Raw genomic sequence first — 17,164 nt, 5'->3', positions numbered from 1 at the left:
CCGAACGAGTACCGCCGTGTCCTTCTTTGCAAACGTGGAACTGGTCCCAGGCGACCCGATCCTGGGCCTGACCGAGGCGTACAACGCCGACAGCCGCCCGACCAAGGTCAACCTGGGTGTGGGCATCTACTACGACGAGAGCGGCCGCATTCCGCTGCTGCGCGCCGTCAAGCAGATCGAGCAGCAGCTCGCCGCTGAAGCCAAACCGCGCGGCTACCTGCCGATCGATGGCCTGCCGGCGTATACGCAGGCCACGCGCGAGCTGGTGTTCGGCAAGGACTCGCCGCTGCTGGCCGCCGGCCGCGTCACCACCGCACAGACCGTCGGTGGCAGCGGTGCGCTGCGCGTCGGCGCCGACGTGCTGAAGAAGCTGCTGCCGCACGCCACCGTTGCGCTGAGCAACCCCAGCTGGGAAAACCACCGCGCCGTGTTCAGCGCGGCCGGCTTCGAGGTGGTGGACTACACCTACTTCGACCCGACCACCCATGGCGTCAACTTCGACGGCCTGCTGGCCGACCTGGGCAAGCTGGACGCCGGCACCGTGGTGCTGCTGCACGCCTGCTGCCATAACCCCACCGGCGCCGACCTCACGGTCACCCAGTGGAAGCAGGTCGCGCAGCTGCTGAAGGAAAAGCAGCTGTTCCCCTTCATCGACATGGCCTACCAGGGCTTCGACAAGGGCATCGAGCAGGACGGCGCCGCCGTGCGCATCATCGCCGAAGCCGGCATCGACAGCTTCATCGTCGCCAACTCGTACTCCAAGTCGTTCTCGCTGTATGGCGAGCGCGTGGGTGCGCTGTCGATGGTGGCGCCGACCGCCGCTGACGCCAAGGCCGTGCAGTCGCAGGTCAAGCGCGTGATCCGCACCATCTACTCCAGCCCGTCCACCCACGGTGCCGCGCTGGTGGCAGGCGTGCTGACCAATCCGGAACTGCGCGCGATGTGGGAGCAGGAGCTGACCGAGATGCGCGAGCGCATCCATGCCCTGCGCCAGGGCCTGGTCGAGAAGTTGGCCGCCGCCGGTGCGCCGCAGTTCGGTTTCATCAACGAACAGGCCGGCATGTTCTCCTACTCCGGCCTGAGCCGTGAGCAGGTCGAACGCCTGCGCGACGAGTTCGGCATCTACGCCGTCGGCACCGGCCGCATCTGCGTGGCCGCGCTGAACCAGAACAACCTGGAATACGTCGCCAAGGCCGTGGCCACCGTCGCCAAGGGCTGAAGCAACGCTCCAGTCGCTTGAAGACAAAGGCGCCGAAAGGCGCCTTTGTCTTTGGATCCTGGTTCCTGTAGAGCCGAGCCTGCGCTCGGCTTGCGCGGTATGACGGACGAAGCGCAGCCGAGCGCGGGCTCGGCTCTACAGAGGCAGAGTGCCCCATTTCTACAGCGCAACGCATCTGGAAACGATTACGCCTTCCCGCGCTCACGCACGGCCCCACCATACGGGCGACAATAGGCGTTTTCCCGCTGCCGAGACCTGCCCGACCATGTCCCGTACTTCGTTGACCCGCTTCCTGATCCAGGAACAGCACGCCGGCCGCATCAATGCCGACCTGCGCCAGCTGATCGCGGTCGTCGCCCGCGCCTGCACCAGCATCTCCATCGCCGTCAGCAAGGGCGCCCTCGGTGGCGTGCTCGGCGACGCCGGTACCGGCAACGTGCAGGGTGAAGCGCAGAAGAAGCTGGACGTCATCAGCAACGAGATCCTGCTCGAGGCCAACGCCTGGGGCGGCCACCTCGCCGCCTGCGCCTCGGAGGAAATGGACCACAGCCAGCCGGTGCCGGACATCTATCCCCGCGGTGATTTCCTGCTGCTGTTCGATCCCCTCGATGGCAGCTCCAACATCGACGTCAACGTCTCCGTCGGCACCATCTTCTCCGTGCTGCGCTGCCCGACCAATGTCGAGCTGCCGGGCGATGACGCGTTCCTGCAGCCGGGCAGCAAGCAGATTGCCGCCGGCTACTGCATCTATGGGCCCAGCACCCAGCTGGTGCTGACCGTCGGCCATGGCACCCACGCCTTTACCCTGGACCGCGAGAAGGGCGAGTTCGTGCTCACCACCGAGAACATGCAGATTCCGGCGGCCACCCAGGAATTCGCCATCAACATGTCCAACCAGCGTCACTGGGAAGCGCCGATGCAGGCGTACGTCGGCGATCTGCTGGCGGGCAAGGAAGGCGCGCGCGGCAAGAACTTCAACATGCGCTGGATCGCCAGCATGGTGGCCGACGTGCATCGCATCCTGACCCGCGGCGGCATATTCATCTACCCGTGGGACAAGAAGGATCCGTCCAAGGCCGGCAAGCTGCGCCTGATGTACGAAGCCAACCCGATGGGCCTGCTGGTCGAACAGGCCGGTGGCGCTGCCTGGACCGGCCGCGAGCGCATCCTCGACATCCAGCCCGACCAGCTGCACCAGCGCGTGCCGGTGTTCCTCGGTTCGCGCGAGGAAGTGGCTGAAGCCGTGCGCTATCACCACGCACACGACGACGCGCAGGGCTGACGGCCGATCGCCTGACAGCGGTCATGGCCGTTCGATGACATGACCGTGGGGTGACACCGAGGGCGGCAAACGGCACCATCAAGCCGTTGCCGCCTAAGGAATGCACGCATGCACCAGCAGGGCCCGGTCGATTTCATCGAAGTCATCCACAACGCCGTCCCCAGCGAGGTCTGCGTGGCGATCGTTGAACGCCTGCGCGCCACGCGTGGCCTGCAGCCCGGTGCGGTGGGCAGTGGCGTGTTCCCGGAACTCAAGCACAGCAAGGATCTGCGCATCAGTGGCCTGGACGGCTGGCAGGATGTCGACCAGCAGCTGCAGATCGCGGTGTTCAACGGCCTGCTGACTTATCTACGCCGTTATCCACAGGCGTTGATTGCGCCGCTGATGTTGCAGATCCAGGACAGCAACGGCCAACCGCGACGCCTGTCTGCCGAGGACTTTCCCGACATGCCGCCGCAGCAGCTGGCCGATCTGGCCCGCACCTGCCTGCGCCCAGGCGCGATCAACCTGCAATGGTACGCGGCAGGCGAGGGCGGCTACCCGTACTGGCATTGCGAGCTGTACCCGAAGGATGCGCAGGCCGAGACCCTGCACCGGCACGTGCTGTGGACGCTGTACCTCAACGACGACTTCGAAGAGGGCGAAACCGAGTTCCTGTTCCAGGGGCGGAAGATCGCGCCGCGCACCGGCAGCCTGCTGATTGCGCCGACTGCGTTCACCCACACGCATCGTGGCAACCGGCCGCAGGGTGGGGACAAGTTCATCGCGACCAGCTGGATCCTGTTCCAGAGTGCGCAGAAGTTGTTTGGGGGGTGAGGCCGGGCCTGCTCGACGCTACCGTGGGCGGCGGCGATAGAGAATCATGCCCGCCACTGCACCGAACACCGCCACACCGAAGCCAGCGAGCTACTCTTCTCTAAGCGCGTCGCCCGACATCAGCTTGCCGGCCGTCAGCAACAGGACGTTCAAGGGGAGCATCCATAGGAACACGATGCCAAGCTAGTAGATGTTCTTCATTTCATGTGCGCGTGGGTTCGGATACATCGACTTGAATCACTAGGCGTATCTGTTCCGCATCCATGAACTGAACTCACCTCTCTCCAGTTCCCGCCGCTGGCGTTTGTCTACTCCGTAGCGTGCAGTGGTTGCCAGGTACAGATTGATGCCGCTCAACTATCTGGCGGGTCCAAAGGATCCCCAGAGATTGTCGTTGCCTCCTTGCCAGGCATTGAGCTTCTCGACAGGGACTTCCTTGAGTTGACAGGTGAACTGGAGATAGAAGGAACGGTCTTCTTTTCGATAGCTGTTCCACCCAACAGCCGTCACTTTGACTTCAATCCGACTATCGCCCTTGTGCGGCTGATGTAGTTCAACTTCCGCTGAATCGGACAGCCAGTAGTCGCCCTTATGCGCGAAGCCCGCGCCGCCACTTGTGAGACGTGCATCCACTACCTCTGGCGTCCCTTCCGGCGAAGGCGTGTACCCCTTCAGGCTGCCGGTGATCTTGGTGTATTGCTGGGAATCGATCACGCCCGGAGACTCCGAGAACAGGCGCAGCAGAAGGAGGGTGTCCGTGCCCTTGCGCACCCTCTGACCTGTATTTGCCACCCACAGACGCTGTTCGAACTCGTCCAGGCCGGCCGGCATGTGCGTGACGATCGTGGCCTGCGGAACGATGATGCATTCGTGAATGGAGCGAGCCTCCACCTGCACACTCGCAAGGTAGAGAAGGAGACCACTGGCGTGGAAGCAGTGAGTGCATTTCATCATGTTCAGCACATTCGTGCGGATTCAGTTGTGCGAACGTCTGGAGGGGTGTGCCTGTTCGAAGGGGGATGCCTCCGGATCATGCACTCCCGTCCATGCATCAAGCTGCTCCAGAGACAATGGCTGGGCTCTCAGATGCTCTGACACCGTGGTCGGTGCCTCGCACTCTCCCGGCCATTGCAGTGGGCTTACAGAGCGAAACATTGCGTCAACCTGGATCTCGGCGCCGGCGTCTCCGATGGAGACTACGCTCACCTGTCCTGCGACCACCACTCCGTAGCAGCCCGTCTTTCCGGCAAACGCACTGGACCCGCTGCTATGGAACATCCGTACTCGATCGCTTGGGACAGAGAACCGGTCGCCTGCTTTCGCATCAGCGGGGAGCTGGATGGTGAGCTTGCTGAAGCTGGAACGGTCGGTCCTCCACGACGAGCGGAATCGTCTCAGCCCGATCACTCGGCTGTCCCCGGCAACGATCTGGTGACAAGCGAAGAGCCGCTGGCGCGGCTCGACAGTGAGGCAGGCGGGGTCGCGCATGGCAGCGTCTTCAACCACAAACGCACGGGCAGCCTGTGCATCGGCACCACAGACAAACAGAAACGCACCACAGCTGAAGGCAGATAGACGCTTCATGGGCGAACCGATTCGTCGTCAAGCGAACGGCATCGCACTGTCGCAGATCGTAGGTCATCCATCTGCATCCCTCCCTGGCTTGCAGGCCATCCGGCCAAGCGGAGATTGTTGCCGGTAAGGCGGGCAGCGGTCCAGCGTCCTAGAACAGACTGCCCTGCGGCGATTCCTTGCGCGGCGGCAGCGGCTTCTGGAACCGGCTGCAATCCAGCTTCGGCCAATGGCTGTTCTGCGCATTGAAGCCCAACCGCTTGCGTGCCAGCTTGAAGCGGTTGTTCAACAGCTCCGCATACACGCCCTGGCCGCGAATGCGGGTGCCGAACTGGCTGTCGTAGTCCTTGCCGCCACGCAGCTGCTGGATGGTGCTCATCACGTGCGCGGCGCGATCGGGATGGTGCGTATCCAGCCAGTCGCGGAACAGCGGCGCCACTTCCAGCGGCAGGCGCAGCAGCACGTAGCCTGCGGTGCTGGCACCTGCGTCGTGCGCGGCCTCCAGCACGGCTTCCAGCTCGCTGTCGTTGATCCACGGAATCACCGGCGCCACCATCACGCCCACCGGAATGCCTGCTTCGTGCAGGCGTTTCATCGCGCGCAGCCGTGCATGTGGCGCTGATGCACGCGGCTCCAGCTTCGCGGAGAGATGCGGGTCCAGCGAGGTCACCGAGAAATGCACGCTGACCAGGTTCTCCGCGGCCAGCGGCGCGAGCAGATCGATGTCGCGCTCGACCAGTGCGTTCTTGGTGATCAGCGAGAACGGATGCTTGGTCTCCAGCATCACTTCGATCAGTTGGCGGGTCAGCTTGAACTTGCGTTCGATCGGCTGGTACGCATCGGTGTTGATGCCCAGCGCGATCGGCTGCGGCACGTAGCCCGGCTTCGACAGTTCCTTGCGCAGCAGTTGCGGCGCATTGGTCTTGGCGAACAGCTTGGTCTCGAAGTCCAGGCCCGGCGACAGGTTCAGATAGGCATGCGAGGGGCGCGCGAAGCAGTACGAGCATCCATGCTCGCAGCCGCGGTACGGATTCACCGACTGGCTGAAGCCGACGTCCGGCGAATTGTTGCGGGTGATGATGCTGCGCGCGGTTTCGGCACGCACCTCGGTGCGCAGGCGCGGGGCGAGGAATTCCTCGCTCTCGTCGACCGCCCAGCCGTCGTCCACCGCCTCGCTGACGGTGCTTTCAAAGCGCCCGGCAAGGTGGGACGTGGAACCTCGGCCCTTGATCGCGATACCCATTGCGGCAGGGTACGTCGAGGCTGTCTCATTGGCTGCGACGGCCGCCTGAAGGGTTCAGGACTGTGCTGAGCCGAGCATGGGCTCGGCTCTACAGTTGATGCAGGGACCTTGTAGAGCCGAGCCCATGCTCGGCTGCAATGCATCAAAGCAGCGCCAGGTACCCGCGCACCGTGGCATCCAGCCCGTCGTACAGCGCTTCGCCGATCAGCGCGTGGCCGATCGACACCTCCAGTACCTCTGGCACGTGGGCCAGAAACTCGCGGAGATTGTCCTGCGACAGGTCGTGGCCAGCATTGACGCCCAGGCCGACAGCCTGCGCTCGTCGAGCAGCAGTGGCGAACAACGCCAGCATTGCGTCGGCATCACCTGCCGCATGCGCCTCCGCATAGGGCCCGGTGTACAGCTCGATGCGGTCCGCACCCACTTCGGCCGCCTGCTCCAGCAGCGGGTTGCCAGCATCGACAAACAGGCTGACCCGGCACCCCATCCCCTTCAGCGCAGCCACCAGCGGACGCAGGCGCTCGGCATCGCGTTCGAAGTCGAAACCGTGGTCGGACGTGATCTGCCCATCACCATCGGGTACCAGGGTGGCCTGCGCCGGGCGGGTCTGCGCGCACAGCGGCAGCAGGCCGGGGTAGCCCTCTCGCGGCGGCGCGAACGGATTGCCTTCGATGTTGAACTCCACGCCTCGGGCGCGGGTCAGCGTGGACAGGGCCAGCACGTCCTCGGCGGTGATGTGGCGGCGGTCCGGTCGCGGGTGCACGGTGATGCCATGCGCACCGGCATCCAGGCAAGCCTGGGCGGCACGCACCACGTCCGGTTCGGCGCCGCCGCGCGAATTGCGCAGGACGGCGATCTTGTTGACGTTGACGCTGAGCTGGGTCATGGAACGGGACTACTTGGAAAGAGGGGACGGATCGTGGTCGGTGGCGTCATCATTGCGCCGGGCCTGGGCCTGCTCGCGCAGGCGACGCAGTTCCTCGGCATCGACCAGGGTGGCGGGGTCGCGCTGCAGGTCGCCGAAGCGGGCCACATAGCGGCCGCGTACCCAGGCCAGCAGGAAGGCGAGGGCGGCCAGCAGGCACAGGCTCATCAGCCCGGCGCTGGGCGTCTTCAGCGCGAAGGCGAAACAGCCCAGCGCCAGCAGCAGGTACAACCAGTACATAGTCGGGCTCCCCGGATGATCGCCGCAGTGTAGCGCTGCGTCAGAGCAGCGGCGAGGCCAGCCGCGCGAAGGCCTCCGGCAGGCGGTGCAGCCACAGCGAGCGGCCGGCCTGGTCATGCACGCGGGTGGCGCGGTCGAATTCGCCCTGCAGCAGTTCGGCCAGCGCGGCGACACGGTCACGGTCGCTGATCATCATCGACAGCTCGAAGTTGAGCCGGAAGCTGCGGTGGTCGAAGTTGGCGCTGCCAACGATGCAGACATCGTCGTCGGCGATGAACGCCTTGGTGTGCAGCATGCGCGGGCCGTACTCGTAGATCTTCACGCCAGCGTGCAGCAGCTCGTCGAAATAGGAGCGTGCGGCCTGGGTGACGAACCAGGAATCACTCATCTTCGGTACCAGCAGGCGCACGTCCAGTCCGCCCAGTGCGGCCGAGGTCAGTGCCATCCGCGCCGCTTCGCCGGGCACGAAATAGGGCGTCACCAGCCACACCCGCGCGTGCGCTTCCTGGATCGCCGCCACGTGCAGGCGGTGAATGGTTTCCCAGCCCGAGTCCGGGCCGGAGACCAGTACCTGCGCGTTGATCGCGCCATCGCCGCGCAGCGGCATGTCGGCCGGCCATAGACGAGCGACGTCCATCCGCGAGGGATCCTGTCCACTGGCGTACAGCCAGTCTTCGGCGAACACCAGCTGCAGGCTGCGTACCACGTGGCCGCGGATGCGCATGTGCAGGTCCCGATAGGCATCCGCCCTACGGCTCTCATCCTCGTCGTCGGTGATGTTGATGCCACCAGTGAACGCCAGACGGCCATCGATGATCACCAGCTTGCGATGCGTGCGCAGGTTCAACCAGGGGCGCTTGAAGGGCTTCAGCAGCTGCCGTGGGTGGAACCAGATCGCTTCGCCACCGGCGTCGAGCAGCGGCTGCAGGAAGCGGCGGGGCAGGGCCGAAGAACCCACCGCGTCGAGCAGCAGGCGCACCTGCACGCCGGCCCGCACACGTTCCACCAACGCGTCGCGCAGGGCGGTGCCGGCGTGGTCCGGGTTGAAGATGTAGTACTCCAGATGCACGTGGTCGCGCGCCTGCGCGACCGCTTCCAGCAAGGCGGCGTAGGTCGCCGCACCGTCCACCAGCCAGGTCACTTCGGTGGCGCTGCTCGGTGCCAGTCCTGTCGTGGCCTGGGCGATCTTCGCCAGCTCGGTGCAGTCGGCATCGGGCGGGCAGACATCGCTGTAGTGCTCCATGCCCGAGCGTGCACGGCCTCGACGCAGCCGTTGCCGCTTCACCTTCTGCGGCCCCAGCAGGTAGTAGATGAAGAGCCCGAGATAGGGCAGCAGTGCCAGCGACAGGATCCAGCTCAGCGTGGCCACTGGCTCGCGCTTCTGCAGCATGATCCAGCCCGCCAGCGCGAACAGGTACAGCAGGTAGGCCACCGCCAGGATCGTGCCGAGGTGGGCGATGCCGTCGAGCCAATGGCGCAGGGAGTCGAAGAGGGCGAGCATCCGCCGATCATAGCGGCGCATGCTGCCTGTTGGGGTCAGATCCCTTTTCCGCAGGAAAAGGGATCTGACCCCGATGGGACCCCTCGGACACAAAAAAAGACGCCCCTGTTTCCAGGGGCGTCTGCAGTCGCGTCATGACTGTTGTGTTGCGGTGTAGCGTTTACTGCTGCACAAAACCGATCTTCTTCATCTGAGCATTCTTCGCGGCGGCCAGAACCTTAGCCATCACGTCGTACTCGGAATCCGGGCTGGCGTCGATGCGCAGTTCCGGCTGGTTGGTCGGGTCACGCTGGACCTCCTGCTCCATCCGCTGCTGCAGCTCGCTGGTATTGATCGGGCTGTTGTTCCACGAGACCTGGTTGCTGGCGTCGATCTTCAGTTCGATCGGCGGCGGCGGTTCGACCAGCTGCGGCGGTGGGTTGAGCACGCGCTGCGGCAGGTCCACGGCGATCGGGTACGTCATGATCGGCGCGGTCACGATGAAGATGATCAGCAGAACCAGCATCACGTCCACGAGGGGCGTGACGTTGATGTCTGCCATGGGGCCCTTGCCACCACCACTACTGAATGCCATGGCTTATTGCCCCTTTTCTTTGGTCGCGACGAAGCCGACGTCCAGCATGCCCTGCTCCTGCGCGACCTTGGTCAGGTCGTTGATGACGCGCATCTTGGTGGTGCGGTCACCACGCAGGTTCAGCGGCGGCTGCGGGGTCTGCTGGGCGGCGGTCGCCAAGCGCGACTCGAGAGTCTGCTTGTTGATCTCTTCGTCGTTCCAGTAGATCGAGCCGTCTTCCTTGACTGCCAGGGTGATCGGTCCGGAACGCTTTTCAGCATCTTCCGGCTTCTGGATCAGGTTGGCTTCCGGCAGATCCACCTTGACCTTGTGGGACATCAGGGGCGCCGTGATGATGAAGATGATCAGCAGCACCAGCATCACGTCCACGAGGGGCGTAACGTTGATGTCGGCCATGGGGCCGCCGCTGTTACCACTACTGAAAGCCATAACGGGCTCCGTCTAGATCTTGGTGACTACTTACGTTCGTCGCAGGGTGACGCGCGCCGCAATTAGCGGACGCGCGAGCCGGTGGCGAAGAAGTCGTGCAGGTCGTGCGCGAAGGTATCGAACTTGCTGATGGTCGCGCTGTTGATCTTGCTGAAGAAGTTGAAGGCGAACACGGCCGGGATCGCGACGAACAGACCGATCGCGGTCATGATCAGCGCTTCACCCACCGGGCCGGCAACGGCGTCGATCGAAGCGGAGCCGGTGGCACCGATCTTGATCAGCGCGCCGTAGATGCCCCACACGGTACCCAGCAGACCGACGAACGGAGCGGTCGCGCCGACGGTGGCCAGCAGGGTCATGCCCGACTGCAGCTTGTTGCTTTCGCGGGTCACGGCCTGACGCAGGGCGCGGTCGACGAACTCCGAACGGCTCAGGTTCTCACCGACGCCGCCGGAAGCACCGCCTTCAGCGCGCTGGTGGTGGGCAGCAGCCTGGGCAGCGTCCAGGGCGATCTTCGAGAACGGCTCGGAAGCCGGCTGTTCTTCCATCGCACGGATGGCGTCCTGCGCGTTCGGGGTGTCCCAGAACAGGCTGACGACGCGATCAGCGGCGCTCTTCAGGCGGGTGGCACGGAAGATGTTGATGACGGTCCAGTACCAGGACATGGCCGACATGGCGATCAGGGTCAGCAGCACGACCCAGGAAACCGCGAAATCACCCGGCTTGGTGGTCATTTCGTGGATCAGGTGCTCGAAGCCCATCTGCGACAGGGCGTTGGACGGATTGCCCCCGGCAGCAGCGGCGATGAAAATTTCCTGCAGCATGACGCTTACCTTTGTTGTGTGTGGTGATAAAGGGTGTAGCTAAGCTAAACAATCGAACCGGGAGCGGGGGTGGCCAGGCGGCCACCCGGACGCATCAGTTCAGCGCAAAGTTGACCGGGACGCGAACGCGACCTGCCGCCTTCTTACCGCCAGATTCAGCGGCGTTGAAGCGCCACTTGCGAGCTGCTTCCATCGCAGCACGGTCCAGGTCGCGGTTACGGCTGGACTTTTCCACCGTGACATTGGTGACGTTGCCGCTGGCATCGACATCAATGATCAGGATCACTTCGCCCTGGATACCAGCGCGGAAGGCTGCCGGCGGGTAGCGCGGCGGATTCATGGCCTTCGACGAGATGTCCACGCTGGCCTCGATCGAGGTCGCAGGTGCCGGCGGCGCAGGCGGCGACGGCGGGGTGACGATATCGTTCGGACGCGGTTCCGGCACATCCACGACCGGCGCCTGCGGCGGCGGCGGGACCGGCGACGGCTTCGGCGGCGACAGATTCTTCACCGGCGGCGGCGGAGTATCGGTCGGCGGCGGCGGCGGCGGCGGCGGGGGCGGCGGCGGCGGCGCATCGACGATGGTCACCATGACGTTGCGCTCCTTCTCCGCAACGGCCTTGGGAGCCACGGCGGGAATGAGGAGCATCATGAAGGCGGCCAGATGCAGGGCAATTACAAACGCGATGCCGACGATGCGAGGCCAGCTCAGCCCCTTGTCATCGGGTTGTTCGTACCGGTGAACGACTAGTTGTTCCGTCATGCGCCAAGAGCTCAATAGTGGGGCCGGGATGCCGGGGGCGGAATCCCTGATCAGCGGTGCATGACACCGCAGGAACCTCCAAGCTTATACCAATCCTGAGCGCCTGCGCATCAACTGAGCAGGCATTCAGGCGTTATTCCTACTTACTTCAGGTTGATGATTTTTTTGGCATCAGCCTGGTTCTTCACACCCTTCGCCAGCGCCTGCTGGGCGGCCTGCTTGGCCTCCGGGATGCGACCTTCGGCATGCAGGACGCGTGCCAGGTTCAGGTAGGTCTCACCGTCCTTGGACAGCGGGGCAGCCTTCTGCCACGCATCGATCGCCTGCGGCACCTGGTCGGAGTAGTAGTAGGACTGGGCCAGCGCCAGGTAAACCTGGTAATCCGGCTTCAGGATGCCCTTCTGCAACCCTTCGTTGATGACCGCGATGACGTCCTTTTCCTTGTGCTCGGTGTTGGCATAGATCGAGTACAGCTGCTTGTACTCGCGCTCTTCGGTGAGCTGGCCGCTGCTGCGCAGCTTGTCCATCACCGCGGCCGCCTTGTCCATCTGGTCGGCCTGCATGTACATGCTGGCCAGGTTCAGCTGGGCCTTCTTGTCGTTCGGGTTCTTGGCGGCCAGGGCCTCGGCTTCCTTGACCGCTTCACCGGACTGGCCGGCTTCGGACAGGGCCGCCATCAGCAGCTGGTTCCAGTTGTCCTTCGGTTCGGTCGAGCCGGCGATGGCCTGCTTCAGCACCGGAATCGCTTCCTGGTAGCGCTCCAGCTGGTACAGCGCCTGGCCCTTGGCGATCAGCTCTTCCGGCTTGGTCGACTTGCTCTCGGCGAAGTACTTGTCGAGCGTCGCCAGGCCTTCGGCGGTCTTGTCTTCCTGCAGCTCCAGCTGGCCCAGCATCAGCATCGACTGGAAGTGGCCGTTGTTGTCCAGGCCGTTGAACTGCAGGACCTGCTTCAGGTAGGCGATCGCCGCAGCGGTGTCGTCGGTCTGGTACGCGGCCTGCGAGGCCAGCTGCGCAGCCAGCGACTTGTCGTACTCGTTCGCGGCGCTGTCGGCCAGGATCGCGTCGGCCTGGGTGCGGGTCTCCGGGAACTTTTCCTTGTTGTAGCTGTCGATCATTTTCTGCAGCTTGCTGCCGAGCTTGGCCGAAGCCTTGACCGTCGGCTCCTGGCGGGTCGCGTTCGGGTACAGCACCTCGGCCTTGGCCTGCTTGCCGCCGCGGTTGCCACGCTCGGACGAGCGCGAGGACTGCGCGAAGGCATCGGTGACCACGGCGCCGGTCAGGGCGGTCGCGACGAGGACGGAAAGCACAGCTTTGTGGTTACGGAAAATCATCGTTCACCTCGATCGAACCGCCGGTTAGCGGCAAAGTCGGACTGTCAGAAAAATCTGAGCCGCCAAACGTATCAGAAACAGATGGCGTGAGAAATCGTTTTATGTGCTGCAATACAGCATGAAACTGCGCACTCATCCGCACTTTGGCCGCAGCCCGGCCGCCTGCGCCTGCTGATAGACCGGCGTCAGGGCCGGTGCATCGCGTCGCAGTTCCTGGATCCGGTTGGCCGGGTCGGGGTGGGTGGACAGCCATTGTGGGCTGCGACCGCCACTGGCGGCCATCATGTTCTGCCACAGATCGACCGCCTGTGCCGGGTTGAAACCGGCCTGGGCCATCAGTCGCTGGCCGATCACGTCGGCCTCGCTCTCCTGGGTACGCGAGCCGGGCAGCAGGAAGGCGGTCTGCGCGCCCATCCCGCCAAGCTGGTTCACGGTGCTGGCCGCCCCCTCGCCGTAGGCGGCACCGGCGAGCGCGCCGAGCACGGCCAGCCCGGTCTGCGCGCCCATCTGGCGGGTGATGCGCTCTTCGTGGTGGCGGGCGATGACGTGGCCGATTTCATGGCCGATCACGGCAGCCAGCTGGTCCTGGTTCTTCGCGACGGTGAAGATGCCGGTGTTCACGCCGACCTTGCCGCCGGGCAGCGCGAAGGCATTGGGTTCCTTGTCCACGAACACCGCGGTCTCCCACCGTACGCCACGGTACTGAGGCGGCAGCTGTGCGACCAGCGCGTTGACCACGCACTGCACGTAGCCGTTCTGGCGCCCGTCGGTGCTGATCTTTTCCTTCTGCTTGGTTTCGGCGAACGCCTGTGCACCGAGCTGGTCCAGCTGCGCCTGCGATACGCCGCCCACCATCTGCCGGCGGCCGGTCGGGGAGGTCGTGGTCGCGCAGGCGCTGACCAGAGTGGTGATGACAAGGGCCAGCAGCAGGTGTTTCATGGAAGCTCCCCCGTGTTCATGTGCGCAGTGTGTAGCGTAACGGCTTAATCTTTCGTCAAGCGGACACGGCGTTACATTGACCCCAGGAACACCATCGCTGCAAGTGCGACAGCGTTGTTCAGCGCATGCGCGGTGATCGCCGCCCACAGCGTACCGGTGCGCTGGTAGAGCCAGCAGAACGCGGCGCCCATGCCGCCATAGACCAGCCACAGCTGGGCCATGCCCAGCAGTGAATTCTTGCTCAGGCCGGGCACTTCGTGGACCAGGGCGAAGGCCAGGCTGCTGAGGACGATGCCCAGCCAGGGGCGGCCTGCCTGCCACAGGCGCCCGAACAACACACGGCGGAACAGCAGTTCTTCGTAAGCCGGGGCGAGCACCACCGCGAACAGCACCAGGAACAGCGGGAAACGCGCGATCGCGTTCTGCATCAGTTCCACGTTGGTCGGTACCGGCTCGATGCCGAACTGCTTGGCCAGGAAGGCGATGCCGTTGCTGCCGAGCACGATCAGCGTGGCCACCAGCAGGGTCCAGCCCCAGGTCGAGGGACGCCGCAGTGCCTGGCGGGAGGCGAGGCGTTCGTCCGCATTGGCGGGACGGCGCCAGAAGTACAACAGCAGTGCGGCGCCTCCGGTAGCGATCAATGCCATCAGGATCTGCGCCAGGGCACCCGGCTGGCCAACCGCCGCGCCGACTGCGTCAGGCGACAGCACGCCGCCATTGGCCTCGGCATTGGCACGGCTGACCATGATCGCGCGGTAGAAACCCCAGAAAAGCCCGGTGACCAGGCTCAGGCCGAACAGGGTGATGGCGGCAATGCCCAGGTCGATGAAGAAGCCCGCCAACGGGGAGCCGGCACGCGGCGCGACCGAGGCCGGTGGAATCGGGGGCGGGGCGGAAACCGGGGCGGATGCGGACATCAGGTACCTGCGTTCAAGGGTCGAAGGCCGGCGCGCCTCCCCGCGCACCGGCCGTCACCAGATTGTGTCAGATATCCAGGTTGGCGACCTTCAGTGCATTGTCCTCGATGAAGTCGCGGCGCGGTTCGACCACATCGCCCATCAGGGTGCTGAAGATCTGATCGGCGGCGACGGCATCTTCGATGCGGACCTGCAGCAGCCGGCGCGTTTCCGGGTTCACAGTGGTGTCCCACAGCTGCTCCGGATTCATTTCACCCAGACCCTTGAATCGCTGGATCTGGCGGCCGCGCTTGGCCTCCTCGAGCAGCCAGTTCTGCGCCTTGGCAAAGCTGTCCACTTCGATCGACTTGGCGCCACGCGAGATGGTCGCGCCTTCGCGGACCAGGCCGTGCAGCAGCTTCGATGCCTGGTGGATCGCGCGCAGTTCACCGCTTTCGAAGGCCGACATCGGCAGCACCTGGATGTGCTGTTCGCCCATGTGGCGACGGGTCACCAGCACCGCTGCAGGGCGCTCGTCATTGGCTTCCTGCAGCTCCAGGCTGAAGCGCGGGCTGCCCAGGCTGCCCTGGTTGAGGCGCTTGGCCAGTGCATCCAGGCCTTCGCCTTCGCCAGCGCTGCGCAGGCTGTCCAGATCCATCGGCACGAAATCAACCAGGGCTTCGAGCAGGTTGCGGTCGTAGCGGTGCGCGTTGCGTTCGATGGAATCGAGGGCGGCAGCATAGGCCAGCAACAGCTTCTCCAGCGCCAGGCCTTCGATGCCCGGTTCGCCGGTGGCGGGCACCAGTGCGGCGTTTTCCACGGCGCTGCTGGCCAGGTAGCTGTCCAGGGCCGGGTCGTCCTTCAGGTACAGCTCCTGCTTGCCCTGCTTGATCTTGTACAGCGGCGGCAGGCCGATGTAGACGTAACCGCGCTCGATCAGCTCCGGCATCTGACGGTAGAAGAACGTCAGCAGCAGGGTGCGGATGTGGGCGCCGTCGACGTCGGCGTCGGTCATGATGATGATCTTGTGGTAACGCAGCTTGTCCGGGTTGTACTCGTCACGGCCAATGCCCGTGCCCAGCGCAGTGATCAGCGTACCGACCTGGTCGGAAGACAGCATGCGGTCGAAACGCGCGCGTTCCACGTTGAGGATCTTGCCGCGCAGCGGCAGCACCGCCTGGTTCTTGCGGTTGCGGCCCTGCTTGGCCGAGCCACCTGCCGAGTCACCCTCGACGATGAACAGTTCGGACAGCGCCGGATCCTTTTCCTGGCAGTCGGCCAGCTTGCCCGGCAGGCCGGCGATGTCCAGCGCGCCCTTGCGGCGGGTCAGGTCGCGGGCCTTGCGCGCCGCTTCACGTGCACGCGCGGCGTCGACGATCTTGCCGGCGATCGCCTTGGCTTCGTTCGGGTTCTCCTGCAGGAACTCTTCCAGACGCGCACCGAAGGCGTTTTCCACCGCCGGACGCACGTCGGAGCTGACCAGCTTTTCCTTGGTCTGGCTGGAGAAGCTCGGGTCCGGCACCTTCACCGACAGCACCGCGATCATGCCTTCGCGCATGTCGTCGCCGGTCAGGTTGATCTTGGCCTGCTTGGCGATGCCGTTCTGCTCGATGTAGTTGTTGAGCACACGGGTCAGCGCACCGCGGAAACCGGCCAGGTGGGTACCGCCGTCCTTCTGCGGAATGTTGTTGGTGAAGCAGTACATCGTCTCCTGGTAGGAGTCGGTCCACTGCAGCGCCACATCCACGACGATGCCGTTGTGCTCGCCGGTGACCGAGATGACGTTCGGGTGCAGCGGGGTCTTCAGCTGCGCCAGATGCTCCACGAAGCTGCGGATGCCGCCTTCGTAATGGAAATCATCGCGACGGCCATCGCCACGCTCGTCGGCAAGGACGATCTTGACGCCGGAATTCAGGAACGACAGTTCGCGCAGGCGGCGGGCCAGGATGTCGTAGTGGAATTCCACGTTGTCGTGGAAGGCGACGGTCGACGGCCAGAAGCGCACGGTGGTGCCACGCTTGGTGGTGGCTTCCAGCTTGGCCAGTGCGGTCACGGCTGCGCCGTTGCTGAATTCCTGCTGGTAGTGGGAGCCGTTCTGGAACACGTCCACCAGCAGCTTCTGCGACAGCGCGTTGACCACACTGACGCCGACGCCGTGCAGGCCGCCGGAAACCTTGTAGCTGTTGTCGTCAAACTTGCCGCCTGCGTGCAGGACGGTCATGACCACTTCCGCGGCGGACACTTCGCGACCGAGCTTGGCGCTCATCTGCTCGTGCTTGCCGGTCGGGATACCGCGGCCGTTGTCGGATACCGAAACCGAGCCGTCGGCGTGGATCGTCACTGCAACGTGGTCGGCGTGGCCGGCCAGCGCTTCGTCGATCGAGTTGTCGACGACCTCGAACACCATGTGGTGCAGACCGGTGCCGTCATGCACGTCGCCGATGTACATGCCGGGACGCTTGCGGACAGCCTCCAGGCCTTCCAGGGCGGTAATGCTGTTGGCGTCGTAATTGCCGTTGTTTGCCGGGGTGTTCTGTTCGTCGCTCATTGCGCTTGCCGTAGGCTCCGCAGGTCGGGCACCGCTTGGGGCGATGCGCCGAGAATGAAAGG

At 64.6% G+C, this 17,164-nt stretch carries 17 protein-coding genes; 4 read left to right on the top strand and 13 right to left on the bottom strand.

All coding sequences use genetic code 11. The features are described 5' to 3' along the window. Positions 1-16 precede the first annotated feature (16 nt). The 3 genes from D5301_RS19705 to D5301_RS19695 all read left to right on the top strand — a co-directional run bounded on the left by D5301_RS19705 (position 17) and on the right by D5301_RS19695 (position 3,317). A complete protein-coding gene (locus D5301_RS19705) occupies positions 17-1,219 on the top strand; it encodes an amino acid aminotransferase (protein ID WP_088022996.1) in 1,203 nt (400 codons plus the stop codon). A 265-nt stretch (positions 1,220-1,484) separates the two neighbouring features. Continuing rightward, entirely contained in the window at positions 1,485-2,501 is a 1,017-nt protein-coding gene (locus D5301_RS19700) for a class 1 fructose-bisphosphatase (RefSeq protein WP_014035428.1), read from the top strand. Between the two features lie 108 nt (positions 2,502-2,609). Then, a complete protein-coding gene (locus D5301_RS19695) occupies positions 2,610-3,317 on the top strand; it encodes a 2OG-Fe(II) oxygenase (protein ID WP_153856652.1) in 708 nt (235 codons plus the stop codon). A gap of 357 nt (positions 3,318-3,674) precedes the next feature. Here D5301_RS19695 and D5301_RS19690 read toward each other — a convergent pair whose 3' ends face one another. Next, positions 3,675-4,271, bottom strand: coding sequence for a hypothetical protein (locus D5301_RS19690; RefSeq protein WP_228756459.1), 597 nt, complete (start codon positions 4,269-4,271; stop codon positions 3,675-3,677). A gap of 315 nt (positions 4,272-4,586) precedes the next feature. Here D5301_RS19690 and D5301_RS19685 point away from each other — a divergent pair, with 315 nt between their 5' ends. Continuing rightward, on the top strand, positions 4,587-4,892 hold the full coding sequence (locus D5301_RS19685) for a hypothetical protein (protein WP_153856651.1): 306 nt from the start codon (positions 4,587-4,589) through the stop codon (positions 4,890-4,892). A gap of 148 nt (positions 4,893-5,040) precedes the next feature. Here D5301_RS19685 and D5301_RS19680 read toward each other — a convergent pair whose 3' ends face one another. The 12 genes from D5301_RS19680 to gyrB all read right to left on the bottom strand — a co-directional run bounded on the left by D5301_RS19680 (position 5,041) and on the right by gyrB (position 17,102). After that, the gene (locus D5301_RS19680) at positions 5,041-6,132 is read right to left on the bottom strand and encodes a PA0069 family radical SAM protein (protein ID WP_153856650.1); all 1,092 of its coding nucleotides are present in this window, start codon (positions 6,130-6,132) and stop codon (positions 5,041-5,043) included. Between the two features lie 142 nt (positions 6,133-6,274). Next, positions 6,275-7,018 (bottom strand): pyridoxine 5'-phosphate synthase, encoded by a 744-nt coding sequence (locus tag D5301_RS19675; protein ID WP_153856649.1) that lies wholly within the window; start codon positions 7,016-7,018, stop codon positions 6,275-6,277. Positions 7,019-7,027: 9 nt separating this feature from the next. Next, positions 7,028-7,297, bottom strand: a complete 270-nt coding sequence (locus D5301_RS19670) for a hypothetical protein (RefSeq protein ID WP_153856648.1) — start codon at positions 7,295-7,297, stop codon at positions 7,028-7,030. 40 nt (positions 7,298-7,337) lie between these two features. Next, complete coding sequence (gene cls / locus D5301_RS19665) at positions 7,338-8,798, bottom strand: cardiolipin synthase (protein WP_153856647.1); 1,461 nt, start codon at positions 8,796-8,798, stop codon at positions 7,338-7,340. A gap of 160 nt (positions 8,799-8,958) precedes the next feature. Next, positions 8,959-9,372: a biopolymer transporter ExbD gene (locus D5301_RS19660; protein ID WP_005411740.1), complete on the bottom strand. Its 414-nt coding sequence runs from the start codon at positions 9,370-9,372 to the stop codon at positions 8,959-8,961. A gap of 3 nt (positions 9,373-9,375) precedes the next feature. Then, positions 9,376-9,801, bottom strand: coding sequence for a biopolymer transporter ExbD (locus D5301_RS19655; protein WP_005411739.1), 426 nt, complete (start codon positions 9,799-9,801; stop codon positions 9,376-9,378). 62 nt (positions 9,802-9,863) lie between these two features. Continuing rightward, positions 9,864-10,625 (bottom strand): TonB-system energizer ExbB, encoded by a 762-nt coding sequence (gene exbB / locus D5301_RS19650; protein WP_153856646.1) that lies wholly within the window; start codon positions 10,623-10,625, stop codon positions 9,864-9,866. A gap of 94 nt (positions 10,626-10,719) precedes the next feature. After that, positions 10,720-11,277: an energy transducer TonB gene (locus D5301_RS19645; RefSeq protein ID WP_176433112.1), complete on the bottom strand. Its 558-nt coding sequence runs from the start codon at positions 11,275-11,277 to the stop codon at positions 10,720-10,722. A 254-nt stretch (positions 11,278-11,531) separates the two neighbouring features. Next, a complete protein-coding gene (locus D5301_RS19640; protein ID WP_049447424.1) occupies positions 11,532-12,719 on the bottom strand; it encodes a tetratricopeptide repeat protein in 1,188 nt (395 codons plus the stop codon). A gap of 132 nt (positions 12,720-12,851) precedes the next feature. After that, complete coding sequence (locus tag D5301_RS19635; RefSeq protein WP_153856645.1) at positions 12,852-13,658, bottom strand: M48 family metallopeptidase; 807 nt, start codon at positions 13,656-13,658, stop codon at positions 12,852-12,854. Positions 13,659-13,729: 71 nt separating this feature from the next. After that, positions 13,730-14,575 (bottom strand): CPBP family intramembrane glutamic endopeptidase, encoded by an 846-nt coding sequence (locus tag D5301_RS19630; RefSeq protein WP_153856644.1) that lies wholly within the window; start codon positions 14,573-14,575, stop codon positions 13,730-13,732. 67 nt (positions 14,576-14,642) lie between these two features. Beyond that, the gene (gene gyrB / locus D5301_RS19625; RefSeq protein ID WP_110710622.1) at positions 14,643-17,102 is read right to left on the bottom strand and encodes a DNA topoisomerase (ATP-hydrolyzing) subunit B; all 2,460 of its coding nucleotides are present in this window, start codon (positions 17,100-17,102) and stop codon (positions 14,643-14,645) included. Positions 17,103-17,164: the final 62 nt, after the last annotated feature.

The sequence above is a fragment of the Stenotrophomonas sp. MH181796 genome (assembly GCF_009659995.1).
Lineage (GTDB): Bacteria > Pseudomonadota > Gammaproteobacteria > Xanthomonadales > Xanthomonadaceae > Stenotrophomonas > Stenotrophomonas riyadhensis.
The sequence above is the reverse complement of the archived record's forward strand: the minus strand, read 5'-3'. Positions and strand labels throughout refer to the sequence as shown.

Excerpts from the sequence above, each read along its gene's own strand:
- cls (WP_153856647.1), bottom strand. The coding sequence starts at position 8,798 with ATGCTCGCCCTCTTCGACTCCCTGCGCCATTGGCTCGACGGCATCGCC.
- D5301_RS19635 (WP_153856645.1), bottom strand. The coding sequence starts at position 13,658 with ATGAAACACCTGCTGCTGGCCCTTGTCATCACCACTCTGGTCAGCGCC.
- gyrB (WP_110710622.1), bottom strand. The coding sequence starts at position 17,102 with ATGAGCGACGAACAGAACACCCCGGCAAACAACGGCAATTACGACGCC.
- D5301_RS19695 (WP_153856652.1), top strand. The coding sequence starts at position 2,610 with ATGCACCAGCAGGGCCCGGTCGATTTCATCGAAGTCATCCACAACGCC.
- D5301_RS19670 (WP_153856648.1), bottom strand. The coding sequence starts at position 7,297 with ATGTACTGGTTGTACCTGCTGCTGGCGCTGGGCTGTTTCGCCTTCGCG.
- D5301_RS19675 (WP_153856649.1), bottom strand. The coding sequence starts at position 7,018 with ATGACCCAGCTCAGCGTCAACGTCAACAAGATCGCCGTCCTGCGCAAT.
- D5301_RS19630 (WP_153856644.1), bottom strand. The coding sequence starts at position 14,575 with ATGTCCGCATCCGCCCCGGTTTCCGCCCCGCCCCCGATTCCACCGGCC.
- exbB (WP_153856646.1), bottom strand. The coding sequence starts at position 10,625 with ATGCTGCAGGAAATTTTCATCGCCGCTGCTGCCGGGGGCAATCCGTCC.
- D5301_RS19685 (WP_153856651.1), top strand. The coding sequence starts at position 4,587 with ATGGAACATCCGTACTCGATCGCTTGGGACAGAGAACCGGTCGCCTGC.
- D5301_RS19690 (WP_228756459.1), bottom strand. The coding sequence starts at position 4,271 with ATGATGAAATGCACTCACTGCTTCCACGCCAGTGGTCTCCTTCTCTAC.
- D5301_RS19700 (WP_014035428.1), top strand. The coding sequence starts at position 1,485 with ATGTCCCGTACTTCGTTGACCCGCTTCCTGATCCAGGAACAGCACGCC.
- D5301_RS19680 (WP_153856650.1), bottom strand. The coding sequence starts at position 6,132 with ATGGGTATCGCGATCAAGGGCCGAGGTTCCACGTCCCACCTTGCCGGG.
- D5301_RS19655 (WP_005411739.1), bottom strand. The coding sequence starts at position 9,801 with ATGGCTTTCAGTAGTGGTAACAGCGGCGGCCCCATGGCCGACATCAAC.
- D5301_RS19640 (WP_049447424.1), bottom strand. The coding sequence starts at position 12,719 with ATGATTTTCCGTAACCACAAAGCTGTGCTTTCCGTCCTCGTCGCGACC.
- D5301_RS19645 (WP_176433112.1), bottom strand. The coding sequence starts at position 11,277 with ATGATGCTCCTCATTCCCGCCGTGGCTCCCAAGGCCGTTGCGGAGAAG.
- D5301_RS19660 (WP_005411740.1), bottom strand. The coding sequence starts at position 9,372 with ATGGCATTCAGTAGTGGTGGTGGCAAGGGCCCCATGGCAGACATCAAC.